This is a genomic window from Flagellimonas profundi, assembly GCF_017313275.1.
In the GTDB taxonomy this organism is placed as follows: domain Bacteria; phylum Bacteroidota; class Bacteroidia; order Flavobacteriales; family Flavobacteriaceae; genus Flagellimonas; species Flagellimonas profundi.
This window is the reverse complement of record NZ_JAFLNM010000002.1, coordinates 822,007-847,695: the sequence shown is the minus strand read 5'-3', so window position 1 is coordinate 847,695 and position 25,689 is coordinate 822,007. Positions and strand designations below refer to the sequence as shown.

General features: G+C 41.3%; 24 protein-coding genes. 9 read left to right on the top strand and 15 right to left on the bottom strand.

Features of this window, described 5'->3' with window-relative positions; translation table 11 throughout:
* Positions 1 to 50: 50 nt before the first annotated feature.
* On the top strand, positions 51 to 1,151 hold the full coding sequence (locus tag J0654_RS12740) for an acyltransferase family protein (protein ID WP_237685984.1): 1,101 nt from the start codon (positions 51 to 53) through the stop codon (positions 1,149 to 1,151).
* Between the two features lie 7 nt (positions 1,152 to 1,158).
* On the opposite strand, the gene J0654_RS12735 is transcribed toward J0654_RS12740, so the two are convergent.
* The 3 genes from J0654_RS12735 to J0654_RS12725 are packed head-to-tail and all read right to left on the bottom strand — an operon-like array spanning position 1,159 to position 3,730.
* Positions 1,159 to 1,515, bottom strand: coding sequence for a hypothetical protein (locus tag J0654_RS12735; RefSeq protein WP_207029465.1), 357 nt, complete (start codon positions 1,513 to 1,515; stop codon positions 1,159 to 1,161).
* A gap of 41 nt (positions 1,516 to 1,556) precedes the next feature.
* On the bottom strand, positions 1,557 to 2,573 hold the full coding sequence (galE, locus tag J0654_RS12730; RefSeq protein ID WP_207029464.1) for a UDP-glucose 4-epimerase GalE: 1,017 nt from the start codon (positions 2,571 to 2,573) through the stop codon (positions 1,557 to 1,559).
* Between the two features lie 2 nt (positions 2,574 to 2,575).
* Entirely contained in the window at positions 2,576 to 3,730 is a 1,155-nt protein-coding gene (locus J0654_RS12725; RefSeq protein ID WP_207029463.1) for a DegT/DnrJ/EryC1/StrS family aminotransferase, read from the bottom strand.
* A gap of 83 nt (positions 3,731 to 3,813) precedes the next feature.
* On the opposite strand from J0654_RS12725, the gene J0654_RS12720 reads away from it, so the two are divergent.
* From J0654_RS12720 to J0654_RS12710, 3 genes are all read left to right on the top strand, one after another.
* Positions 3,814 to 5,055: a 3-deoxy-D-manno-octulosonic acid transferase gene (locus J0654_RS12720; RefSeq protein WP_207029620.1), complete on the top strand. Its 1,242-nt coding sequence runs from the start codon at positions 3,814 to 3,816 to the stop codon at positions 5,053 to 5,055.
* A 32-nt stretch (positions 5,056 to 5,087) separates the two neighbouring features.
* On the top strand, positions 5,088 to 6,479 hold the full coding sequence (locus J0654_RS12715) for a sugar porter family MFS transporter (RefSeq protein ID WP_207029462.1): 1,392 nt from the start codon (positions 5,088 to 5,090) through the stop codon (positions 6,477 to 6,479).
* A gap of 105 nt (positions 6,480 to 6,584) precedes the next feature.
* The gene (locus tag J0654_RS12710; protein WP_207029461.1) at positions 6,585 to 6,734 is read left to right on the top strand and encodes a hypothetical protein; all 150 of its coding nucleotides are present in this window, start codon (positions 6,585 to 6,587) and stop codon (positions 6,732 to 6,734) included.
* Here the strand turns inward: J0654_RS12710 and J0654_RS12705 are convergent.
* From J0654_RS12705 to J0654_RS12680, 6 genes are all read right to left on the bottom strand, one after another.
* Positions 6,731 to 7,357, bottom strand: a complete 627-nt coding sequence (locus tag J0654_RS12705; protein ID WP_207029460.1) for a hypothetical protein — start codon at positions 7,355 to 7,357, stop codon at positions 6,731 to 6,733. The two genes, J0654_RS12710 and J0654_RS12705, sit on opposite strands and share 4 nt — an antisense overlap.
* A gap of 45 nt (positions 7,358 to 7,402) precedes the next feature.
* Entirely contained in the window at positions 7,403 to 7,702 is a 300-nt protein-coding gene (locus J0654_RS12700) for an HPF/RaiA family ribosome-associated protein (protein ID WP_207029459.1), read from the bottom strand.
* An 81-nt stretch (positions 7,703 to 7,783) separates the two neighbouring features.
* Positions 7,784 to 9,103 carry an ATP-dependent 6-phosphofructokinase gene (locus J0654_RS12695; RefSeq protein ID WP_207029458.1) on the bottom strand — a complete coding sequence of 440 codons (1,320 nt, stop codon included), beginning with the start codon at positions 9,101 to 9,103 and terminating at the stop codon, positions 7,784 to 7,786.
* A gap of 12 nt (positions 9,104 to 9,115) precedes the next feature.
* The gene (pckA, locus tag J0654_RS12690; protein WP_237685983.1) at positions 9,116 to 10,732 is read right to left on the bottom strand and encodes a phosphoenolpyruvate carboxykinase (ATP); all 1,617 of its coding nucleotides are present in this window, start codon (positions 10,730 to 10,732) and stop codon (positions 9,116 to 9,118) included.
* 17 nt (positions 10,733 to 10,749) lie between these two features.
* Positions 10,750 to 12,585 carry an SLC13 family permease gene (locus J0654_RS12685; protein WP_207029457.1) on the bottom strand — a complete coding sequence of 612 codons (1,836 nt, stop codon included), beginning with the start codon at positions 12,583 to 12,585 and terminating at the stop codon, positions 10,750 to 10,752.
* 22 nt (positions 12,586 to 12,607) lie between these two features.
* The gene (locus J0654_RS12680) at positions 12,608 to 13,399 is read right to left on the bottom strand and encodes a universal stress protein (protein WP_207029456.1); all 792 of its coding nucleotides are present in this window, start codon (positions 13,397 to 13,399) and stop codon (positions 12,608 to 12,610) included.
* Positions 13,400 to 13,592: 193 nt separating this feature from the next.
* On the opposite strand from J0654_RS12680, the gene J0654_RS12675 reads away from it, so the two are divergent.
* From J0654_RS12675 to J0654_RS12665, 3 genes are all read left to right on the top strand, one after another.
* Entirely contained in the window at positions 13,593 to 14,555 is a 963-nt protein-coding gene (locus J0654_RS12675) for an ROK family protein (protein ID WP_207029455.1), read from the top strand.
* Between the two features lie 110 nt (positions 14,556 to 14,665).
* On the top strand, positions 14,666 to 15,379 hold the full coding sequence (locus J0654_RS12670; RefSeq protein ID WP_207029454.1) for a DUF2490 domain-containing protein: 714 nt from the start codon (positions 14,666 to 14,668) through the stop codon (positions 15,377 to 15,379).
* A gap of 112 nt (positions 15,380 to 15,491) precedes the next feature.
* The gene (locus J0654_RS12665) at positions 15,492 to 16,220 is read left to right on the top strand and encodes an energy transducer TonB (protein WP_207029453.1); all 729 of its coding nucleotides are present in this window, start codon (positions 15,492 to 15,494) and stop codon (positions 16,218 to 16,220) included.
* A gap of 53 nt (positions 16,221 to 16,273) precedes the next feature.
* Here J0654_RS12665 and J0654_RS12660 read toward each other — a convergent pair whose 3' ends face one another.
* Both J0654_RS12660 and J0654_RS12655 read right to left on the bottom strand, forming a co-directional pair.
* Positions 16,274 to 17,476 carry a succinylglutamate desuccinylase/aspartoacylase family protein gene (locus tag J0654_RS12660; RefSeq protein ID WP_207029452.1) on the bottom strand — a complete coding sequence of 401 codons (1,203 nt, stop codon included), beginning with the start codon at positions 17,474 to 17,476 and terminating at the stop codon, positions 16,274 to 16,276.
* 3 nt (positions 17,477 to 17,479) lie between these two features.
* The gene (locus tag J0654_RS12655; protein WP_207029451.1) at positions 17,480 to 19,324 is read right to left on the bottom strand and encodes a CBS domain-containing protein; all 1,845 of its coding nucleotides are present in this window, start codon (positions 19,322 to 19,324) and stop codon (positions 17,480 to 17,482) included.
* 185 nt (positions 19,325 to 19,509) lie between these two features.
* Here J0654_RS12655 and hemN point away from each other — a divergent pair, with 185 nt between their 5' ends.
* The gene (hemN, locus tag J0654_RS12650; protein ID WP_207029450.1) at positions 19,510 to 20,868 is read left to right on the top strand and encodes an oxygen-independent coproporphyrinogen III oxidase; all 1,359 of its coding nucleotides are present in this window, start codon (positions 19,510 to 19,512) and stop codon (positions 20,866 to 20,868) included.
* Positions 20,869 to 20,885: 17 nt separating this feature from the next.
* A complete protein-coding gene (locus J0654_RS12645) occupies positions 20,886 to 21,707 on the top strand; it encodes a universal stress protein (protein WP_207029449.1) in 822 nt (273 codons plus the stop codon).
* 90 nt (positions 21,708 to 21,797) lie between these two features.
* Here J0654_RS12645 and J0654_RS12640 read toward each other — a convergent pair whose 3' ends face one another.
* From J0654_RS12640 to ccoG, 4 genes are read right to left on the bottom strand one after another with little or no spacing between them, the layout of a single operon-like run.
* Complete coding sequence (locus J0654_RS12640; protein ID WP_207029448.1) at positions 21,798 to 23,066, bottom strand: acetyl-CoA hydrolase/transferase family protein; 1,269 nt, start codon at positions 23,064 to 23,066, stop codon at positions 21,798 to 21,800.
* Between the two features lie 14 nt (positions 23,067 to 23,080).
* Entirely contained in the window at positions 23,081 to 23,791 is a 711-nt protein-coding gene (locus J0654_RS12635; RefSeq protein ID WP_207029447.1) for a sulfite exporter TauE/SafE family protein, read from the bottom strand.
* 2 nt (positions 23,792 to 23,793) lie between these two features.
* Positions 23,794 to 24,240 carry a FixH family protein gene (locus J0654_RS12630; RefSeq protein ID WP_207029446.1) on the bottom strand — a complete coding sequence of 149 codons (447 nt, stop codon included), beginning with the start codon at positions 24,238 to 24,240 and terminating at the stop codon, positions 23,794 to 23,796.
* Positions 24,241 to 24,252: 12 nt separating this feature from the next.
* Complete coding sequence (gene ccoG / locus J0654_RS12625) at positions 24,253 to 25,662, bottom strand: cytochrome c oxidase accessory protein CcoG (RefSeq protein WP_207029445.1); 1,410 nt, start codon at positions 25,660 to 25,662, stop codon at positions 24,253 to 24,255.
* Positions 25,663 to 25,689: the final 27 nt, after the last annotated feature.

Below are 25,689 nucleotides of genomic sequence, written 5' to 3'. Positions count from 1 at the left end.
GGATAAACTAAAAATAATTTAACTTGAACGCCTACCTAAACCAACTTAACATGTCCAAACTTAAAAATAGGTACCTTTCCCTAGATGTTTTCAGGGGTCTGGACGTTGCCTTGATGATCATTGTGAACTCACCGGGAAACTGGTCCACTACATTTTCACCTTTATTACATGCCGAATGGAACGGTTTTACGTTGACCGACCTTGTATTCCCCACTTTTTTGTTTGTAGTGGGAAATTCCATGAGCTTTAGCATGAAGAAGTACGAAAACATGGGGCAATCCGCTGTTTTCAAAAAAGTCTTGAAGCGAACAGCGATTATATTCTTGCTCGGCTTTTTAATGTATTGGTACCCATTTTTTGATGATGGACAGTTAAAGCCCTTCTCGGAGACTCGGGTTTTTGGGGTTTTACAACGTATTGCCCTCTGTTATATGTTTGCCTCCATTATTCTTCATTTTGTGAAGACAAAAACAGCTATTTGGCTGAGTGTGGCATTTTTGGTCGGATACCATCTTATTTTAATTGGTTTTGGCGACCTCACCTTATCGGGTAATGCTGTGTTAAAACTTGATGAATGGCTTATTGGCGCCAACCACATGTACCATGGGGAAGGCATAGCTTTTGATCCGGAAGGCCTATTGAGTACACTTCCCGCCATTGTAAATGTGATCATCGGTTATTTGGCTGGTCGATTTATCCAGAACAATGGTCAAAACTTTGAAACGGTGGCTAAATTGATGATGGTCGGGTTTGCCCTGGTTTTTGTAGGATTGGCATGGGACCTTATCTTGCCCATCAACAAAAAACTTTGGACAAGCTCGTTTGTTTTGCTTACCTGCGGCATAGACCTTTTTGCCATTGCCATTCTTATTTACATTTTGGATATGAGGAAGTCCAAAGGGTGGAGCTACTTTTTTGAGGTTTTTGGTAAAAACACTTTGTTCATTTATTTATTATCGGAGTTGTTCATAATCACCCTTTTTGCCATAGACATTAATGGAGAGTCACTTTACAGATGGATTGCCGACAATGTGTTTATATCGTGGTCTGGCGGACATGTCGGTTCTTTGCTGTTTGCCCTTTGGGTAATGCTCACCTGCTGGGTCGTGGGCTATTTTATGGACAAAAAAGGCATTTACGTAAAAGTCTGACCAAAGGTCAGCTGCTATATTTGGCCTTGTACCAAACTTTTTGCCATTCCCTTTTTAAAAGTAAAAAGGATACCTCTGCCGAAATATCAACAACATCGGACGGAGCTATCCTTTTTACCTGATCTTCCGATATATCCACCACATATAAGAGGTTGAGATACTCCGGAAACTTTTCCACGATCAAAAAATAGATTTTTTCGTGAATAATGGTTTTAAGTTCTTCAGGGGATATGTCCAAAGGCAGATTTATAGGCACATTGGCCAATTCAAAATCCTTTTTGAGCTGGTGAATCAATTTTTGATAGAGTTGTTCTTGCTGAACGGTCTTCAGCAACTCCAAACTGTTATTTTGGTTGGGCAGCATACCCTATTTACGTACAAATTGGAGTTTGGGATCACTCTACCCTAACTTCTTATGATTTTCTCCCACTCCCATGCGGATTTCATAGCGTCGTCAAGACTTGATTTTGCCTTCCAACCCAAAACCTCATTTGCCTTTTTAGTGTCGGCGTAAGCTTGGATAATGTCCCCAGGTCTTCTGTCCACTATTTTGTAGTTCAATTTTTCCCCAGAAACACGTTCAAAACTTTGGATGACTTCCAATACCGAGCTTCCTGTTCCCGTACCCAAATTAAACACTTCGTAATTGTCTTCGTTCTTCCCTTCCAACAAACGCTGCAGTGCGGCAACATGGGCCTTGGCCAAATCGACCACATGGATATAATCCCTGATACAAGTACCATCTTCGGTAGGGTAATCATCTCCAAAAACAGAAAGTTGTTCCCGTAGACCTATGCCCGTTTGGGTGATAAAAGGCACCAAGTTTTGTGGCACTCCTATGGGCAGTTCCCCGATTTTACCCGATGGATGTGCCCCGATCGGATTGAAATAGCGTAGCGCAATGGCTTTGATCTCTGGATGTACCTTACAGGTGTCCCTTATAATTTCCTCGCCCACCTGTTTGGTGTTGCCATAAGGGGATTCGGCAGGTTTTACAGGGGCGGCCTCGGTAATCGGCATTTCATCTGCCTGACCATATACGGTACAGGAACTACTAAAGATAAAGCTTGCACCACCTTTTTTCTTCAATTCTTGAAGAATGTAGACCAATACTCCAAGGTTGTTTTCGTAATACAGCAAAGGGTTTTGTACGCTTTCCCCCACTGCTTTGGATGCCGCAAAATGGATAACTCCTATAATATCGCTATGTTTTTGAAAGAAATCTTGAACCTTTGCTTTGTCCCGGAGATCAAACTCTTCAAAAATGGGTTTTTTACCTGTAATGGCTTCTATGCCGTTTAACACATCGATAGATGAATTGGAAAGGTTGTCCACAATGACTACTTCAAATCCTTCATTTTGCAATTCAACAACAGTGTGCGAACCAATAAAGCCCAAACCACCCGTTACCAGTATTTTCATTTTTATTTGTTTACAAAGTCGATTACCAAATTGGTTATATATTCAATTTGTTCATCATCCAATTCTGTATGCATGGGAAGGGAAATCACTTCGTTGACCAACTGATTGGTAACAGGGAAATCATCTTCGTTGTAACGGTCGTCCGCGTAAGCCTTTTGTTTGTGCAACGGAACTGGATAATACACACCACATGGAACGTTATTATCGTTTAAATGTTGTACCAGTTCATCTCGTTTCCCATTGGTAATCCTCAAAGTATACTGGTGAAATACGTGGCAATCACAAACGCTTTTCTCGGTATCGCAGCCGCAAGATATTTTTGGCGCGACAATATGCGCTTGTCCTTTAAACGCCTTGGAATATTTTGCTGCCGCTTCCCAACGCTTTTGGTTGTAGAGATCCAATTTAGGCAATTTGGCCCGTAACACAGCCGCTTGAATGGAGTCCAAGCGTGAATTTACACCAACTACATCATGGTAATACCTTTTGTACATACCATGATTTACGATACCTCGAATGGTATGCGCCAGATCATCATCGTTGGTGAAAATGGCACCTCCATCTCCATAACAACCCAAGTTTTTGGACGGAAAGAATGATGTTGCACCAACATGCCCTATACTCCCTGCTTTTTGTTTAGAACCATCTTTGGAGAAATAAGAGCCTCCTATAGCCTGTGCATTATCTTCTATTACATATAAATCGTGCTTTTTGGCCAACTCCATAATCCCGTCCATATCGGCACATTGCCCAAAAAGATGTACAGGAACAATGGCTTTTGTTTTAGGCGTAATTGCCTTTTCAATGGCCTCCACATTTATGTTGAAGGTATCGGGTTCCACATCTACTAAAACAGGTGTGAGTTGCAACAGACCGATTACTTCCACGGTAGCCGCAAATGTAAAGTCCGCCGTGATCACTTCATCCCCCGGTTGCAATCCAAGTCCCATCATACATATTTGAAGTGCATCGGTACCATTGGCGCAGGGTATCACATGTTTTACACCCAAATACTCTTCCAGCTCATTTTGAAACGCGTGAACATGGGGTCCATTTATAAATGCAGAGGAATCCAAGATTTCCGCAATGGCTTCGTTGACCTCGGTTTTTATGCCTTCGTATTGACCTTTTAGGTCAACCATTTGTATTTTTTTCATTGGAATAAATTAATAGGTCAAAATTAAGAAATTAAGATGCCATAATGGTCTCTGATCGAAAGAATGTATTTTAGCGAAAAATGATGCCCTTGCGTTTTCTTTATAATATCCTGATCAACCTCGCTTGGCTTGTGCTAAAAGTAGTCGCACTTTTCAATGCTAAAATCAAATTGTTCGTGCAAGGTAGAAAGAGTACTTTTCCCTTGTTGGAAGAACAACTTAGCCAAACGGACAAAACCATCTGGATGCACGTAGCTTCCCTTGGCGAGTTTGAACAAGGTCTGCCCATTTTGGAAAGATTGCGCTCCAATTATCCTGAACATAAATTGGTTCTCAGTTTTTTTTCACCCTCGGGCTTCGAGGTCAAAAAGGATACTCCGGTTGCCGATGTGGTAGTTTACCTGCCCATGGACAGCAATTACAAAGCAAAGCACTTTTTAAACCTGGTGAACCCAGAGCTAGCCATTTTTGTCAAATATGAAGTCTGGCCCAATTACCTATATCATCTCAAGAAAAGAAACACTCCTACCATTTTGGTCTCCGCCATTTTTTCCGAAAGGCAGATCTATTTTAAGTTCTTTGGGGGCTTTATGCGAGAGAGTTTACGGAAATTCGATCATTATTTTGTTCAGGATAAAAAGTCCAAAGTTCTTTTGGAATCCATCGGCTTAAACCATTCCAGTATTGGTGGTGATACCAGGTTGGACCGTGTTTCCGAAATATTGAAGCGCAACAACCATTTGGATTTTATGGATCGTTTCAAGAACAATCAATTGTGCTTGGTAGCGGGCAGTACTTGGCCCGAAGATGAAAAAATCCTGATCAATTACATGAACAACTCCAACGAAAAGATAAAGTATGTAATCGCTCCCCACGAGATAAAGCCTGCGCATATCGATAAAATTGCCTCTGCTCTAAAAAAAAGCGTGATACGTTATTCGGAATTGGGCAACCAAAATCTAAAAGAGATCGATGTCCTTATTATTGATACCATTGGATTGCTGACCAAAATTTACAGCTATGCGAACATCGCTTATGTGGGCGGTGGTTTTGCCACGGGACTGCACAATACCATGGAGCCAGCGGTTTTTGGAATCCCCATCATCATTGGACCACAATTTGAAGGCTTTAAGGAAGCAGAAGACTTGGTCAACGAAGGTGGTATCATTCCCGTTTCCAGCCAGGATAGTTTTGATAATTTAATGGGCGAGCTGTTGAACAAGCCCATTTCCATTAAAAATATAGGGGACATCAACTCCAATTATATTACCTCCAACCGAGGTGCAGCTGACTTGATCATGAAATACATTTCCAGCATTTTGTAAAATTTGGTTAGCTTTAACAAAATTCATCCCATATGGACAAGCGTATTTTCAGAATTTCATTGACAGCGGCCCTAGCGGGCTTTTTGTTTGGGTTCGACACAGTGGTTATTTCCGGTGCCAACCAACCTATAAAAGAAATATGGGACACCAATTGGTTTTTGGGAGACTCCATTTTTACTTTTCACGGCATCTTTATTATGTCCATGGCGCTTTGGGGAACCGTTTTAGGCTCACTTTTCGGCGGTATTCCCACAGATCGTTTGGGAAGAAAGAAAACCCTGTTTTGGATAGGGGTGCTTTATTTTGCATCGGCGGTCGGCTCCGCCTTGGCGCCTGAACCTTATAGCTTTTCGCTTTTCAGGTTTATAGGTGGTGTAGGTGTAGGTGCTTCTTCGGTAGCGGCTCCTGTATACATCTCCGAAATTTCTACTGCACAGACTCGTGGAAGGTTAACGGCCATGTACCAGTTCAACATTGTTTTTGGAATTTTGATTGCTTTTATATCCAACTACCTCATCGGGATAATTTTTGATGAAAGTATAGCTTGGCGATGGATGTTGGGTATCGAAGGATTGCCAGCACTTATTTATACTATCATGGTATTTAAAATACCTAACAGCCCAAGATGGTTGTTAATGAAAAACCATGCAGATGCCATAGTAATCGAATCCATTACCCTACTAGGCATTGCAAAAGATAAGGCTTCCGTTCATTTGGAACAGATAAAGGTCGCTTTGTTGGACACTACAGAGAAGACCAAGGACAATCTGTTTTCCGGCAAATACAACAAACCGTTGGTACTGGCCTTTTTAATCGCATTTTTCAATCAACTATCCGGTATTAATTTTGTATTGTACTACGCTCCGGAAATATTGGAACGGGCAGGATTGGCCTCGGGGGAATCGCTCTTTAGTTCCATATCCATCGGGGTCATAAATTTGATTTTCACATTTGTGGGGATCTCGCTTATTGACAAACTGGGTCGTAAGCAGTTAATGTACATTGGCTCCATTGGCTACATTGTAAGTTTGGCCATGGTGGGATGGTGCTTTTATTCTGGAGCGAATTCTGTGCTTCTCCTAAGCTTTATTTTGATTTTCATCGCATCCCACGCTATTGGACAGGGTGCTGTGATATGGGTTTTTATTTCCGAAATATTCCCAAATAAAGTTCGCTCTTATGGACAGTCTTGGGGAACTGGGACACATTGGGTATTCGCCGCTTTGATCACCTTGCTCACACCTACCTTTTTAGATGCGGAAATAGGTGTGTTCAAAGATAACCCTTGGCCTATTTTTATCTTTTTTGCGGTTATGATGGTGCTACAATTACTTTGGGTAATCTTTATGATGCCCGAAACGAAAGGAATCTCATTGGAAGAGCTGGGGAAACTGCTCAGTAGAAAACAAGAAGACTCCAAATAATTGGTTCACAGCACACGGTATAAATACATCCGTTAATCGAATATTGGGTTTCCATGTAAAGGTAATGCGCAAATAATTCCGTAAATTGAAGGAAATTACACTATTATGGCGGATGAAATTAGTTTTGGAAACAAGCTCATGGTCGGCTTTTTGCGAATCATGGTTTTTGTATTGATCGTAATACTGATAGCAATTCCTGTTTTAATTGCTTTGGACCTTTTAGGGGTATTGGAAGCCATAGGGCTTTCTTCCTAAAAAATAATCTCTTGCTCTCCCATTGACTTTGTCACCAACTTTATGTAGGAGTCTATAGCTTTGTTTACATTGGCAGGCTCTGTTACGTCCACTTCCCCCCTCCAAATCAATTCAATTTCCTTTCCAACACATATGCAGTATAGGGAGGTTTCTGCATGGTAAATATTGAAGGTGTCGTAATATTCGGGGTCGAAGTAAATCTCTTGATGCTCCATATAATCCGTAGTAAAGCGCATCAACATTCTATCCACATCGTTGATATGCTCCCTAAATGTTCTTCTGTTCTCTGTACCCACAACTTTAGTGAACAAAATAGCATCAAAGCCTTTATCCAAAAGTTGTTGCTCCACTTCCTCCAATTCCTTCTCGGACCTTTTGCCTGAAGTAAATTCTACATCAAAAACATCCATACTGCGCACCGCATCAATACCTTGTTGCTTTAAAGCATCGGCAAAACCGGTCTCGAACTCCATCCGGGCATTGTCATCTTGTATCATACCCACAACTAGCACTTGGTAAGCATCAAAAAGAACGATATCCGGGTTCTTCCAGGTACTAACCAACCTAGTGGAGGAACACCCCATCAGTAAGAGCAGACTTAAAGCAATTAATTTTGATTTCATGATTATAGTTTTAACGATTGATGCGCAGAATGGATTTGTTTTTATTTAGTGAGTAGCAAATGTAGCTTGCCTTTTTTCTAACTGTCTTTTTAAATCTTCAATGGTATTTGCCATGGATTTTTCAAAATCATCCGTATTGGACTTTGCAAAAATCCTAGGACCCGGGGCACTCAGTTCTATTTCGCAAATTTTGCCTTCTCCAGAACTGTCGTTCTCTTCTTTAAAAAGTACGTTGGCTTTGATCAACCAACTGTATTTGTTTTCTAAACCCTCCAGTTTTTTCATTAACAATTGGGTCAATGATTCACTGGTCATCATTTTTTGATATTGAACATGTACTTCCATGATTATTGTTTTGATTACATTCAAATCTATAACTACTAAAGAAAAGATTTAATGACAATTGTCAGTTTAAATTTCTTCCATCTATCCCAAAGAAAAAGGTTGCCCCGTACTTTGTAGTACCGAGAACCAAAACTCTCCTTCAATGTCTATTTTTTTTCTTTTTTTGGTGACTTCGGAAATGGGGACATACACATATCGGTTGTTGACCCTACTGGCCACAAATTTGGTTTTACCTGCCATGGCACCATGTACTGCCTGGTAGGCCAACCGACTGCAGAATACGCTATCGCTGGAGTTTGCCGGAGCACACCGAACAATGTAACTGGGGTCGATATATTTTATGGTCACAGGGCTTTTACCCTCGAAGTATTCCACGATTTTTTCCTTTAGTAAAACTCCAATATCCTCGTGCTGAATGTTCCCAGATGCGTCTTTAACAATCTTTCTGTCCTTAAAGAGTTTTTGTCCCGCTCCTTCGGCAACTACGATTACCGCATGTTTTTTTTCGTGTAGACGCTGTTCCAATACTTTCAAAAACCCTTTTTCTCCTTCCAGGGCAAAATCCATTTCGGGGATCAGCACAAAATTCACCACGGGCATAGCTAAAGCGGCAGAAGCAGCGATAAAACCACTATCCCTTCCCATTAATTTAATAATGGAGATTCCATTATAAGCTCCTGTTGCTTCATTATGGGCATCTCGCAAAATAGGACTTGCCACATCAAAAGCAGTTTCAAAACCAAAGGATTCATCGATCAGGTCGATATCGTTATCAATGGTCTTTGGTATGCCTACCACGCTGATTTTAGCGTTTCTCCTGGAGATTTCTTCACCTAAGGCGTTTACGCCTTTTAAGGTTCCATCACCTCCAATAGCAAACAGCATATCCACCTTGTTTTTTTCCAGGGTATCCACCATAACGGAAACATCCTGCGCCCCTCTGGACGAGCCCAAGTATGTACCTCCAAATTGATGGATATCCTTTACTTTTTCCGGTGTCAATGGTACCAACTCATGTCCTTTTTCCGGATTAAGGCCTTCATAACCATACGGTACTCCTATAATTTTTTTAACCCCATAGAAATAATATAGTGCCATCACCAAACCCCGTATCACATTATTGATACCAGGACATAAACCTCCACATGTAACAATGGCCGCCGTAGCCTTCTCCGAATCAAAAAAAAGATTTTGCCGCGGGCCCGCCTTTTCCAAACAAAGCGGCTCTTCCCCATTTTTTAAACATTGTTGGTAATGTTCCATGGAAAGGTCAAAGACCAGCTTATCCGATTCTCTGATAAAATCGAATATATGGTCCCCCTTTAGCGTACTTAGCTCAAGGGGCGACTTGAATTTAGGCGCCCCTAAGCTTTCTATATGAAATCTATTTGTGCTATTCACTTTATATAAGTCTTAAAGATGTTCCGTTAAACTATGGTGCGAATCAATGAGCGGACCACCATTCATAATTTCCTCCGAAGCTTGGCTTGCAAACTTATCGAAGTTGATATGGAACGAGTGCGCCAGTTGTATCGCTTTGCTTACATAAGCTCCTTTTTGCAACCAAGTGTTCATTGGGTCCAACATTTCTGTGGGAACGCCCGGGCAATATTTTGGCATATGTAATCCAAAAATGGGGTGCGTATCAAAATCCACATCGTCCAATTTACCTTCGAGAATGGCAGAAATCATTGCTCTCGTATATTTCAGTTTAATTCTAGACCCTACTCCGTAAGGTCCTCCACTCCATCCGGTGTTGATCAGCCATACATTAACTCCGGAGGCTTTCATTTTTTCGCTTAGCATTTCAGCATAAACTGCAGGGTGCAATGGCATAAAAGGCTCTCCAAAACAAGCTGAGAATGATGGCACGGGCTCCGTAATACCTGCCTCCGTTCCTGCAACCTTAGCGGTATAGCCCGAAATAAAGTGGTAAGCTGCTTGACCTGGGGTCAATTTAGATACCGGCGGTAATACACCAAATGCATCACAAGTTAAGAAAAAGATATTTTTAGGGTTGGATGCATAGGATGGCTCTTGTATGTTATCGATATGATAGATAGGATAACTTACCCGTGTGTTCTGTGTGATGGAACTATCGAAGAAATCCACTTCCTTTGTCCCTTCTTTGAACACCACATTTTCCAATAGCGCTCCAGGTCTGATGGCCCTGTAAATATCAGGCTCCTTTTCCTCGGTAAGATCGATTACCTTGGCATAGCACCCACCTTCAAAGTTAAAGATGGTGTCCTCTTTGGTCCAACCATGCTCATCGTCCCCGATAAGTTTACGCTCCGGGTCTGCGGACAAGGTGGTTTTACCAGTTCCGGACAATCCAAAGAAAATTGCGGTGTCCCCAGCTTCACCAACATTGGCGGAGCAGTGCATTGGGAGTACCTCTTTTTCGGTGGGCAGGATAAGGTTTAGTGCGGAGAAAATACCTTTTTTCATTTCCCCGGTATAGGCAGAACCGCCTACCAAGGCAATTTTTTTGGTAAAATTAAGTATAGAGAAGTTTCCGCTCAATATACCATATTCAGATGGGTTTTGGGCTTCATAACCAGGGGCACAAAGCACTAACCACTCTTCTTCAAAATCCTCAAGTTCCGCCTCATCCAAACGCAGGAACATATTTTTGATGAAGTAGTTGGACCAGGGGTATTCGGTGATGGTTCTAACATTCATTCTGTATTTTGGGTCTGCGCACACATAGGCATCCCTTACAAAAACTTCTTTGCCATCGAGGTAATTGGTTATCTCATTGTATAGCTTATCAAAGTTTTCGGGAGATACAGGTTTATTGATCCTGCCCCACCAAATTTTGTCCTTTGTGTAATCATCTTTTACCAAAAACCGATCTTTGGGCGATCTTCCGGTAAACTTTCCCGTGTTCACGCAAAGGGTGCCATTTTCGGTTTCTACTCCCATGCCCTTTTCAAGGGTAAGTTTTTGTAGCGTTTCAGCATCAAGATTCCATTGCGCCCGGACATTTTTCAATCCATACTTACTAAGGTCTTTGGTTGTACTCATAATTGTGGTTTTAATGGTTAGAAGCTCCATATCCATGGAACCAATACTAATGTTGCTATAAAGAAAAGCAGGAGCAAAGGCCCCCCTACTTTTACATAATCAATAAATTTATATCCGCCCGCTGCCATTACCATGGCATTGGTGGTTGTTCCCACAGGGGTTAAAAATGCAGTCGAGGCACTTACCGCTACGGCAATCATAAAGGGTTCTGGCGAAACCCCCAAGGTCGTGGATGCCATTATAGCGATCGGCGCCATTAAAACTGCAGTTGCCGAATTGTTTATGGTTTGACTAAAAGCTGCCGTCAACAAGAAAATACCTGCCAATAAGGCTACGGGATGTATACTTCCCAAGGTATCCACCAGACTATTGGCCGCCAATTGTGCCACACCTGTTTTTTGCAATGCCAATCCCATAGGGATCATGGCCGCGATCATCACCACACTCGTCCAACTAATGCCTTTATATGCTTTTGATATGGGAACACAGCCCGTTAACATCATAATTCCAGCACATACCAGTGCTGCTATGGCTCCGGGCAAAATATTGAGGACCAAAAGCAGAATCATCAATACCAAGGTCCCTAAAGCAATATAACTCCTTGTAGTCAGTTGATCCACATTTTTGGACAACGCTTCAGGACTTCCGGATATCACCAGGTTTTCGTGCATCGATTTCAGCGCTATAATATTTTCCCATTGGCCACGAATCACAAAGGCATCTCCCGCTTTGATTTTTATTTTACCCGTTAAGGGGGCATTGTCCCGTGATACGGCCAAAAGTTGCACCTCGGTCTTACGAAGGTAGTGACCCAAATTAATGCTCTTGCCCACAAAAACAGATTTTGGTGTAATGATCATTTCTGCCATCCCCACCTCTTGGTTGATCAGTTCTTTTTTGAGCATATCCTTTTCAGGCTTAAGTGGTATTACACCCAAATGGAACTTTAAAACAAGTTTATCCACATCTTCTGGTCCACCTTTTACAGTAATGATGTCGTGATAACGCATTTCGGTATCCAAACCGGGCATTTCCACAAACTGTGGTATCCGGTGCAGTTTATTGGGGTGTCTGCGTTTTAGTCGCATTACCGAGACCTTGTGCTCACCCTCAAAATTCCATTCCCCTATAGTGGTATTTATCAATTGTGACATGGACCGGATACGTAATCGGTAAAGATTATCACCTATACTGTAGTTTTCTATCCATTTGTGCATTTCCTGATCTATGGCCATAGGCTTGTTATTTGTCCTGTGGTCGGGAAGCAATTTGTAACCCAGATACCTAAAATAGAGGACGGAAATAATAAGGAGCGGCACTCCTATCAATCCAAATTCAAAGAACGAAAAACCCGTAAATCCACTCTCGGACAAAGCATTGCTCACAATAATGTTAGGTGGTGTACCTGTTAAGGTGAGCAGTCCGCCCGTATTGGAACCAAAGGCCACGGGAATCAATAATTTTGATGGCAGTGTTCCTGCATTCCAAGCCGCAGTTACGGTAACCGGAAGCAATGCCGCGACCGTTCCTGTATTGCTTACAAAACCGGAAAGCAAACTGGAACCCAAGGTAACAATGACCAATAAGCGGGAAATGTTCCTTCTGGCCCATTTCACGAAAAACTGACCTGCCATAGCTGTCCAACCAGTTCTGGACAGCCCTTCCCCAATGATAAATAGGGCCGCAATCATAATTACAGTTGGATTGCTAAACCCTGCCAAGGTCTCACTTATGTTCAAAATTCCTGTCAGGAAAAGTGAGAGCATGGCCATGAGAGCCACTACATCTGGAGGGAATTTACCCCATACAAATAGAAAAATGGTAACCCCTAAGATAATCAGCAGTGGCAGCATGCTAAGAAATAAAGGTTTGAGTTTAGTCCAGGGCCAGCACCGGAATCTCCGAGTGCAAGGTCAATAGTTTGGTCAACCGTCCTTCGGATGGCTCGCTCCTTTCCGTATGGTTTCGTGGCAATATGGTCAACATGTCAATGTTTTTCTCTGCGATATAATCCAATATGCCCTGTTCCACATCATCATTTTTGCTAAAGGAATGATCCTCATAAAAATGCTCCAAATAATATTCCAACAGATTTTCGTTGGATTCCTTGATTGCCTTTTCATCATAGATCGAATCCTTATAAATGGTAAGGGCATGAACACGGGCGTCAAAAGTACGGGCAATGTCCAAAAGGGTCTCCAAAACTTCTTTGTCATCAATTTTTTCGCCCCCCATCACCAAGGCAATGTTTTTAGGGTCCTTAATACTTGTTCCATAAGGAATTGAGATTACCGGACAGTTGGCCTTTAAAACCAGTTGCGAGGTATTGGTGATAGCTTCATCCGTGATTTTATCGCCCATGGTCCCCATCATGATGATGTCGGCATTACTTTTTTCTTGGGCCGAAAGAATGGTGCCGATCACTTCACCTGTATCCGTCATAAACTTTGGTGCAACCTTCAATCTAACACCAAAGGACTGCATTACCTTGGAAAAATCGTTTTCCAATTTTTTACTGTCCGCATCACTAATGGCCATATTTCCCACATACAGGCCCAAAATACCTATGGAACGTTCTGTTCCAACGAAGTTGACGACATATTCCAAAGCATTTATGGATGCCTCCGAAAAATCAAAAGGAACTAATATTTTTTTTAAACTGCTCATACCTATTTTTATTTATTTCAATACACAATCAAAAGTAGAATCGACCCATCACCTAAAACATGACAGAAGTCAGTATTTCCAACTTTTCCATGATATTAGCAAAAATTCCGTCCCCATAAAAATACGGTAAGTTATTTTTTTTGATATCATATTGGTTATATTTAAAAAACCTTAAAACAATTCGAATTTACATATGGATTTAGTAATTGGTGTTGATATTGGAGGAACCAAAACCAAGATAGGTTTGGTGGACGAACATGGTGAATGCTACGAAAAAACATTTTTCAGGACCAAGGAATATCCCAACCTAGACAACTATCTGGACAAAATAAAATCTACTGTAGACGAACTTTTGGATCGATTTGGAGAAGGGGCCAACGTAATTGGTTGCGGTATTGGTGCTCCAAATGCCTCCAGCAAAAATGGAACCATTGAAAGTGCCAGCAATTTGGCTTGGAAAGGAAGTGTGCCATTGGTAAAACTTTTAAAGCAACGCTTGGACATGCCCATACGTATTATGAACGATGCCAGTGCAGCGGCCTTGGGCGAAATGTTGTTTGGAGGAGCAAAGGATATGACGGATTTTATCGTAATCACTTTGGGCACCGGTTTTGGGGCAGGAATTGTAGCCAATGGTCAACTCATAGATGGGTTTGATGGGTTTGCAGGTGAATTGGGCCATGTGGACATGACCATTGGCGATGGCAGATTAACGGGACTTGGAGTAAAAGGAGGTTTGGAGGCATACGTATCCGCTACTGGATTAAAACGAACAATCTTGTACATGCAGAGCAAGTATTTGGTAGATAGTAGATTTAGGGATGTTGCATATAACGACCTACATGGAGAGGACATTACCCAAGCTGCCGAAGAAGGGGATGAAATTGCCCTTAAAGCTTTCGATTATACGGCCCGCATCATGGCTCAAGCATTGGCCAACTTTACTGCCTTTACACAGCCAGAGGCATTTATTTTAATGGGAGGATTGACCAATAGCGGTAAATGGATCATGACTCCTTTGGAAAAATATTTTAACCGATTCTTGTTAGATGTTTATAAAGGAAAGGTGAAACTTCTTCACTCAAGCATGCATGGCAAAACGGCTGCCATATGTGGAGCTGCAGCCCTTATCTGGGAAAATAAAAAGAAAAAATAGGTCTAAAGCAGTCGATTTTTATAAGAAGGAACAGACATATGATAAGTATCATACTATATCCTATGTAATAGTGAAAACCTTTGTACTCCAACAATCCAAAACCATAGATTATGGAGTATACAAAGTATTTTTCAGGATTGCTTTGTTCCATAGTACTCTCAGTCCTTCCAGCACAATCGTTTTATGCCCAAAATTCAGAAGAAAATGAATATGGCTCTTGGCTTGTGCTATGTGGCACTACCAAAATTCACCAAGATTGGAGCATCCCAACAGTGGGTATTATCCGACACCACCATATGTTGGATACATATGGATTTTTCTTTTTCAGAACTGGTGCATCCTACAGGGTAAGTAAGAGCTCCACTTTTACAGGTGGATTCGCCTTGCTCAATTCAAATTCTTATTTGGAACCCAACGATGTGGTCAATACCAATCAGCTTTGGATATATGGTGAATACACCCTAAAATTCAAGTTCATCGATAATTCCATTGCACATCGCTTACGTCTAGAGAACCGAAGACTGGTCAATACTGAAGACGCCAAGGTCAATAATAGGATTAGATATCGCCTTCAATTTAAAAGGCCCCTATACAAGGATATTTATTTCAAGGCCTTTGATGAAATCTTTGTTAACCTAGAGGGCAGCATATTTAATCAAAATAGGGTGTTTATTGGCATAGGCCAACAAATTACCTCTAGTTTGAACGCAGACATAGGATACTTCAATCAAAAGTTTAAAAATTCCGCTGAGCACATGATCAGGTTAAGTCTATCTTTTAATATCGACCTCACCAAAAATGATTTGGCCCTAAACTCCGATTGAAAACATAAATCGTTAAAAACAAGAGAGTTTCGCTCTAAGGACAAACCTGATTATTATCATATTTTTTGATTTTTAACCAAGTTATCTTTAACCTAGTTAAATAGTAAAAGTCATGAAACCAAAAAAGAACCCAAACGCCGAAATTGGACGCAATAGCAGTCTTTATTTCATGATAGGACTTACTTCGGTATTGTTCATGACATGGCAATCCTTCGAAGTAAAGTTTTATGAAGAAGAATCCCAAGCTACAGAAGTTGTACAAGTTACCGATGAGCTTAAGGAAGATGTACCCATTACCGAAATATTAAGAACCACCCCACCACCTCCACCACCATCCGCTCCGGAGATAATAGAAATTGTGGAGGACGTGGAAGACGTGGAAGAAACTGTAATTGAAAGTACAGAAAGTAGTCAGGAAACCTATATTGAAGATGCCGTTGTGAGCATTGATGATGTTGATGTGGAAGAGGTGGAAGAAGATATTGTTGTACCATTTGCAGTAATAGAAAACGTTCCGATTTTCCCAGGTTGTGAAAGCTTACAGAGCCAAGCAGAGCGCAAGGAATGCTTTAACCAAAAGGTACAGGAGCACATTAAAAAGAATTTTAGTTATCCTCCAGCTGCTTTGGATATGGGAATTACGGGCAGAGTATATTTACAATTTGTAATAGACTCCAAAGGCCAGGTGAGCAATATCCAAAAAAGAGGTCCGGATAAATTATTGGAAAAAGAGGCTGAGCGTATTATTGCTTCACTTCCAAGAGTTAAACCAGGGGAACAACGAGGAAAACCAGTAAGCGTGAAATATAGTATTCCAATTAATTTTAAAATGCAAAACTAAACATGATCCAAATAGATCGAGGTCCAAGTTAACGCTTGGGCCTTTTTTTATTTTTATTTCCGGAACCACTCAGTTTTGGCATATTCCGAAGATTTGGATGCACGTTCCCTGTTTTTGGCAATTAAGTGTGTTCTATCAAACCTTCTTGCCCTATACCCCAACAAGTGGAGAAAAGATTTGGCGAAAAATCGGGCCACCTTTTGGTCTACCATCAACGTGTCTTTTTTATCGGACTCCCATTGTACCCCGGGCAACTTCACCAAAATATGATCTACCTTGAGCCCTCTTAGCTTTTTGGACAACCATAATAGTATTTTAGGAATTGGTCTTATAAAATAGAAGCCTTCATTGCCTTGTTTTTGGTATAGAGGCATAAAAATCTGTCGTTTTCTTGTTGTTTTTAACTCCACCCCATCCACAACGGCCAAGCCCACACCTTTGGGTATTTTTTGAAAATTGATAAACCCAGGAAACATTTTAAAGTCGTTTTTGGGACCTATATCATGCTGATGATATATTTCATAAAACTTATTTGGAACCGTACTGGATTTTAATATTGTTTTTTTTAACTGCTTATACTCCTTTTCGGAAACATTCACAGATTGGGTCAACGCCAAGGAATAACGAATAAAATCAATACTGTTCTGTACTGCCTTTTCATCATCGTGCTGGCCACTTTCAAAACCTAGTGAAACATAGCCCAACTCATTTATATAACTCAATAAGGCACCTTTCAAATATTCTTCGATCCCCAAAATAATGGGCAACGGATAGTTGGAAGCGTATTTTCGGTTCAGCAGACTATCGTTCAACACCATAAACGGAGAAGTATCGCTGGAGGTCGTATGAAGATCTAAAAAGTAAAATGGCGGATTTCCGGTATCCAAAATATTTTCTAATAGCAAATACAGATGGTTGAGTTCCTCTTCTTCGTTATGATTAGCTTCTTTGTTTTTGACAATATGTTCGATACGCTCCGGAAACCATATCCTATTCAAATCTTCTTTTTGAAATCTTTGCCTGCTTTGAAGAGCGCCCAGATTTCCTGAAACAGCATATATTTCGCCGTTAACAGGTTTTTTTTGCGACCTGATTTCTTGGAACATTTCCTTTACGGCAAAAACTCCGGCCGTTTCATTCCCATGTACACCTCCAAAGAAAACTACCGTGGGACCACCTTCAATTCCTTGAATATGGTCAATTACGCGGTCTACCTCAAGGGTTTCATCCAATGCTATGCTATGAACTAAAGACATGTTTTACAAATCTACTTTACTAATTATTCCCACAGTATGGGTGTCCACACAAACAGGCAAACATCCAATTTGGTGCTCTTCCATTAGGTTTTTTGCAGTTTCTATTTCTGTTCTGGGCTCAACGGTTATTACATTTTTAACCATAATATCCGATACCCTTGCCTCTTTTGTATCCAGTTTTTTAAACTTTTCTATATGGCTCCATGTAAGCAATCCCACTAATTGCCCTTTTTCATTTTCAACAGGAATATGGTGGATATTGTTCCACTGCATAATGGCTAAGGCCAAATTGGCATAATCGTCCTCATAGAGTTTCATCAGCTTTGTCGACATGATCTGTTTCACCCAATGGAAGGATTCCTTTGTCTTGGCCATTCCCTCAATAGGCTTCCATAGATGTACCGGAACCTCGGTTTCTTGGTTATTGTACATTGCCTTAGTGAGCTGAACAATGGCACTGTCCAATTTCATTTGCTTTTTAAGCGCCCTAAAGTTTTTGATTTGCCATTCGGCACCAGTACCATACTTGGTTCTGGCCTCGATGATTCCTAAAAGTCTGGTAATGTCCCCTTCATCAATATGAAGCTTTCGCAATCCATCGTATGCTATGGGCAACAGCTCTTCCTTGATTATCTTTTTTACCGTCATGGTCTTGTCCAACCACGAAAAGACAGTATGCCTTCCACTCATGGCCGCTCTTATAAAGTTGAGTTTGGCCACCTTAAAATCCATAAGGCCGGGCATATCGTCGTACTTTTTTGGTCTTCCTGCCATTAAGCCCACCCAAAAAGCAAAATTGGCCATTTCATCAATTACGGTGGGACCAGATGGAATATATCTGTTCTCAATACGTAAATGGGGTTTTCCATTTCCTACCCCATAGCAGGGGCGGTTCCAGCGGTATATGGTGCTATTGAACAGGCTCAGTGCTTCCAGCTTTGGTATTTTATTCTCTTTTAGCAGGTCCAACGAACTTTTTTTAATTGGTTTGGTCAATAAAATTCGGTGGGTGGAAATATCTTTTTTAAAAATTTCGGCAACTGACTCCTTTTGCCATTGTTCGCCAAAACCAACTCTGGCGACTTGTTCTTTTACCGCCTTTGTCCAGACCCGTGTATCCAAACTTTGTTGGAACAGGGCAATTCTAGTCTCTCTCCAAAGTTCTTTTCCCAATAATAAAGGAGAGTTACAGCAAATTCCCAAAACCGGTCCCGAAATGGCCTGAGCCCAATTATAACTTTTGATAAAATCATCTGGTGCTATCTGCAAATGCAGTTGAAAACTCGTATTGCAAGCTTCAAAAAGTACAGAATCATGATGCAAGGAAAGCTCATCCGCACCTTTGATCCTAACCCAAAAATCGTCACCTCTCCAAGCCTTCAACACTTCATTTATCCGATAATATCTGGGAATTGGAGTCATAAAATCCATACCCAGTTCACCCTTGCTAATGGTAGGAAGTATTCCCGTCAAAACAACTTTGGTGTCCCGCCCATTGGCAGCTTTCTTAACCTTACCCAACAATGTTCGCAATTGCTGTTCCATAGCTGTAAAGCATCCCTTTTCCAGCGTATAGGGGTCTAGATTGACTTCAACATTATAGGTGGCAAATTCGGTTGTAAAATGGGAATCGTCAATATCTTTTAATATGTCCAAGGAGTTTGGAGAAGGTCTATAATCATCCTTTATCAAACATATTTCTTGTTCGGCACCAATTCGAACAATATCATCTTCGATCAATCCGTCTTTGATCATATTCTCCAAGGCTTGGATATCATCAATAAGGTGCTGAACAAAAATTTTCCGCTCCTCTTCGCTAAATGAGCTTTTCTTGATATGTTCTCCCATAGGAATAAAGTTTAAGCGTATTGGGTCATCCTATAAAAGTACAATGGTAAACGAAGGAAAAATATGATAGTCATCAGGGAACAGAGCGGAGTCTTTTACTGCTAAGATGGCAATACTGACAATTATCATGTTTTTTGCAAGCTGTCCAAGGTAATTTTGAACTATAATGAAATGGTATGTAGCTTATGTGCGAATTAGTTCAAAAATATAATGTTCCAGGTCCTAGGTATACAAGTTATCCAACGGTACCTTATTGGGATTTGGACACTTTTTCCGGGAAAAAATGGAAATCCAGTGTACTGAAAGCCTTCGAGGAGAGTTCCCAAGAAGGAGTCAGTGTTTATATTCATCTACCCTTTTGTGAAAGTATGTGCACCTTTTGCGGATGCCACAAGCGTATCACCAAACGACACGAAGTAGAAAGTCCTTATATAAAAGCGGTTTTAAAAGAGTGGGAACTATATGTTGAACTATTGGGTTCAAAACCCATTATAAAAGAACTTCACTTAGGTGGCGGAACCCCCACTTTCTTTTCTCCCGGGAATTTAAAAATGTTGATCAAGGGCATTCTCCGCTTCGGCAAGAAAGCAGATGAAATTGAATTTAGTTTTGAAGGACATCCGAACAATACGACAAAAGAACATTTACAAGCACTTTACGATGTAGGTTTTAGAAGAGTTTGCTTTGGCGTACAGGACTATAATCTAACTGTTCAGCGTGCCATAAATAGAGTACAACCTTTTGAAAATGTAAAAAATGTTACCGATTGGGCCAGGGAGATTGGCTACACATCGGTTGGGCACGATATTATTTATGGTTTGCCATTTCAGGACAGTTCCGATGTGGAGAAAACCATTATGAAGACCAATGCCATAAAACCGGATAGGATTGCATTTTACAGTTATGCACATGTGCCCTGGTTAAAAGGTAACGGACAAAGAGGGTATAAAGAATCCGACCTTCCATCATCCGTGGAAAAAAAGGCCCAGTATGAAATGGGTAAAAAAATGCTTGCAGCATTTGGATATAAAGACGTTGGTATGGATCATTTTGCCCTCCCAACGGACAGTTTGTACCAAGCGCTGGAAAAAGGAACATTGCACCGAAACTTTATGGGCTACACTCCCTCAAAAACCAAACTAATGATAGGCCTGGGAGCATCCAGCATAAGCGATAGTTGGTACGGTTTTGCCCAAAATGTAAAAAACGTGGAGGAATACGAAAATTTGGTTTCACATGGAGTTATCCCTATTTTTAGGGGACACATCCTTAATGAAGAAGACGAAATCTTAAGAAGACATATTCTTAATATTATGTGTCAATTTGAGACTACATGGAACGCAGAGGAAGAGCAAATAGCTGATTTTGGGAACATCTTGGCCAATCTATCCGAACTGGAATCAGACGGATTGGTAGAAATAAATGGCACCAAAATTAAAGTAACCGATAAAGGAAGACCCTTTGTAAGAAACATAAGTATGGCATTTGATTTAAAAATGCATCGAAAAAAACCAAATACCCGAATATTTTCCATGACCGTTTAACCTCAAAAAGCAATAAAATGAAACATATAATCGTACCGGTCGATTTTTCCGATCAATCCGAAAAAGCTCTAAAAGTTGCTGCTTCATTGGCAAGACAGCACAAGGCAGAATTATTTGTTCTCCATATGTTGGAACTTTCACCAGCTATTATGGGCGAATCGGGATACATATCCCAAGAACAAGTTGTGCATCTAATAAAAATTGGCGAACAAAGGTTTACCGACTTTTTGGATAAACCTTATTTAAAAGATATTAAAGTCACACCCGTAATCAAACATTACAAAGTGTTCAGCGAGGTGGCCGAAGTGGCCGAAAAACACAAAGCTGACCTTATTGTTATGGGATCACATGGCGCAGATGGCTTACAAGAAATTTTTATAGGATCAAATACCGAGCGTGTAGTTAGAACTTCAGACGTTCCCGTATTGGTAATCAAAGGAGATATCGAAGACTTTCAACCAAAAAATTTCGTGTTCGCTTCCGATTTTGAGGAAGAGAGTGCCCCAGCCCTTAAAAAAGCCAAGGAAATGGCCGATTTACTAGGGTCCAACCTTCATTTGGTATACATAAACACCCCAGGGGACGAATTCTTGAGCACAAATGATGCAAACGATAAAATCTCAAAATTTTTGAACGCTGCCAATGTGGGTATGGAAGTAAAAATATATAACGACTATACTGTGGAAAAAGGTGTGCTCAACTATAGTGAGGGAGTATCGGCCGATCTTATCGGTATTCCCACACATGGTAGACGAGGTTTATCCCACTTCTTTATGGGTAGCATTGGTGAAGATATCGCCAACCATTCAGAAGCACCGGTAATTACCTTTAAAATTTGATGGGTTGCATTTTTGATTGGTTTCATGCAATTCAAAAAAAAAGGGGACAATTTTAAAATTGCCCCCTTTTTTGTACTTCATATTTTGATATTAGCCATGGAACCGTTCGTAGGCTGCCTTTTCCAATGCTTCCCTATGGTCGGGGTGTGCAATGGAAATCAATGCTTCGGCTCGCTGATGTAGATTTCTCCCAAAGAGATTCACCACACCGTATTCCGTGGCTACATAGTGCATATGGGCACGTGTTGTGGTTACTCCTGCTCCCTGTTTTAAAAAAGGCGTTATTTTGGAAACCCCTTTTTTTGTGGTGGACGACATGGCTATTATGGGTTTACCTCCTTTTGAAAGGGATGCCCCTCTCATAAAGTCCATTTGACCACCCACACCGGAAAATTGGTAACCTCCAATGGTGTCCGCACAAACTTGACCGGTAAGATCAATTTCTATGGCACTGTTAATAGCAGTTGCTTTAGGGTTTCTTCGAATTCTGGCGGTATCGTTGGTATAACCGGAGTCCCTAAAGTCGCAGATTGGGTTATCATCAATAAAATCATATAATTTTCGAGAGCCTACGGCAAAACAGGCCACAATTTTACCACGTTTTACCGCCTTTTCCTTTCCATTGATCACACCTGTTTCCAGTAGGGGCAACACCCCATCAGAAAACATTTCGGTATGTATGCCAAGGTTTTTATGGTTGCCCAAATTGGATAATACCGCATTGGGTATGTTCCCGATTCCCATCTGCAAGGTAGCGCCATCTTCTATCAAGGAAGCCACATGCCTCCCTATTTGATGCTCCACTTCCGATATTTCGGTCGGATTATGTTCATGAATGGGCCTATCGACCTCAATGGCATAAGCTATTTCATCAACATGAACGATTCCGGTACCATGGGTTCGGGGTACATGTGGATTGATCTGTGCAACAATTTTTTTGGCAGTTCTAACGGCTGGCAAGGCAACATCGACAGAAACTCCCAAAGAGCAATAGCCATGCTTGTCTGGTGGGGAAACTTGAACAAAGGCCACATCCAATGGGAGGTATTCGTCTGCGAACAACCATGGTATTTCACTCAAAAAAACCGGGATGTAATCACCCATATAGGTGTTTACATAACTTCTTACGTTGCCCCCAACAAAACATGCGTTCAAAGTAAAGGCATCGCAATAGGGTTTTCTCGTATATTTTGCATCCCCTTCGGTATGGATGGAAATAATCTCGACATTCTCAAGTTCTTCATGCCTATCGCATAAGGCATCGATCAGTTCATTTGGGGTCATGGCCGCCCCTTGGAAAAAGACTCGGTCGCCTGATTTAACAATTCCTACCGCCTCTTTCGCTGATGTTATTTTCATTGTGGATTTGATTTTTATGGTTGATGGCATTCTATGGTCGCCGTTACTGAATCTGTGGGCGCTGGTTTTGGGGAAACATAAGGTATTCCCAACCCCAGTCCACGTACAATAAACAAAATACCTATGATGACCACAAATACCGGTATCAATTTTTGTATTCTAGATTTTACGGAAGTACTGAACATTCCTCTGGAATATACCACCAAGGACATCAGTGGCACTGTGCCAAGACCAAAAATCATCATGTAGAGACCTCCCTCCAAAGGACTGCCCATGGCAATAGCTCCCAAAAGGGCCATATAAACCAGTCCGCAGGGTAAAAAACCGTTCAGAAAACCAATGGTCAAAAAGGTATCGGGGGTCTTTTTTTTGAGTTCGGCCCCAAGTTTGGATTTCACCTTGCCAATAATGGAGTAAATGGGGGACAACAACTTGTGTCCGTTCATATATTTTGCTGGAATCAATACCAAAACGATCATGAGCACACCAATACCAATGGAAAGTTTCTGCTGGATGCCGAACAAGGACAGTCCCTTGCCCAAAAGTCCGAACAGAATTCCTATGACCCCATAGGCCAATAGTCTACCGATGTGATAAATAGAGAGTTGTAGCGTCTTTTTAACATTGTTGTTTTGGTCCAAAGGCAACATAAAGGCTATTGGCCCACACATGCCCAAGCAGTGCAAGCTTCCCAAAAGTCCCAGAACCAACGCAGAGGTCAACATGATCAGTACACCAATTTTTCTTTATGCAAAAAGGAATTACCTTCGTATTCCCAGTTTATGGAAATGTCCCAGCGACCGTCCACCAAGCGATTGTCAGGTATGAGCAAATGTGTTTTGGACAAACTTATAGGAAAGTTGGTATCCAAGTGCTTGTTAGACGGTCTGTATAGGGACACTGTTCCACTTATTTTTTTGGGGTCGAAACGCTCTGGAAAATAAATCATCAATCCCGCATCTGTTTTTTCAACGGTAAGGTTGGCATTCATTTCCACGGCGGTTTTTGATGCATCTATCTCTTGTTGATAGGACAATTCTTTTTTATAATATTCCTCCGTCACCAAATCGTGGTTGGCACTATCATCGGTACTCATCCTTATCACAAAATATAGGATAAACCCTATGAAGCCAATAAACGCCAACACAATTCCCGTTCCCCAATTAATTTTCATCTCTATCTTTTTTTAATTATAACTCCTTGGTGCCAAAAATTGGGTCACCGTAGTTTCTATGAGCTTATCTCCACTGTAGACCCCTATCTTCAATTTATCCTTGTCGCCGTTCAATGCCGAAGCATTTATTTCGATGAACAAGGTTCCTTCTGCAAGTTCCTCGGCGGGAACAGTGAACGTATCCTGTGATACCATTTTGATTTCCCCGTTGTGGGACATCAGCCCAAAGGATACATTTTCAATATCCTTTGTGGTCTTGTTCACCACTTTATAGGTGTACACATTACTGATGATGTTGTTCTCCTTGCGCTCGTACAGCTGTCCCGGCAAACGCAGTATATTGGCCTCGACCTCGTTCCGCATAAATAACATCCCTACAAGAATACCGATCAGCACAACCAACACTGCCGTATAGCCTTTCATACGGGCGGTAAACTGAAACTTGTTATTGTTGGTTATCTCATCTTCACTGGCGTATCTGATCAAGCCTTTGGGCTTATGGATACTTTCCATAATGTGATCACATTCATCAATACAGGCCGTACAGTTCACACATTCCAACTGTGTTCCGTTACGGATGTCTATCCCCGTTGGACATACATTCACACATTGGAAACAATCAATACAGTCTCCATGTCCAAGAGCCTCCCTGTCTTCATTTTTTCTGAACTTTTTGCGTCCGTTTTCACCTTCACCCCTTTTATGGTCATAGGCCACAACAATGGATTTATCATCCAAAAGCACCCCTTGCAATCTTCCATAAGGGCACGCAATAATACACACCTGTTCCCTGAACCACGCAAAAATGAAATAGAACACTCCGGTAAAAATCAGCAACGGGACCATAGTGCTCAAGTGCGCCATTGGACCATCGGTAACATATGCGACCAACTGATCACCACCAATCAGATACGCCAAGAAAACGTTGGCGATAAAAAACGAGATAATGAAGAATATAATCCACTTCAATACTCTTTTTCGGATCTTTTTACCGGTCCATGGAGCTTTTGCCAACCGCGTTTGAGCTCCCCGGTCCCCATCGATCCAATATTCGATACGGCGGAACACCATCTCCAAAAAAATGGTCTGGGGACACATCCATCCACAGAAAATACGACCATAGGCCACCGTAAAAAGTGCAATGAAAATCACTCCGATGATCATGGACACTACCACTAAGTGAAAGTCCTGGGGCCAAAAGGGAAGTCCAAAAATATTGAACCTTCTATCGAGCACATTGAATAGTAAGAATTGGTGCCCATTGACCTTAACAAAGGGAGCTGCTATTAAGAAAATCAGTAGAAAGTAACTTACATACTTTCGATAATCATAATACCGTCCACTGGGTTTCTTTGGAAAAATCCAATTCCTTTTACCTTCTTCTGTGACTGTGCCTATGGAATCCCTAAAATTTTCTTCCATCGCATTTGTGGTTTATGGGTAACTATT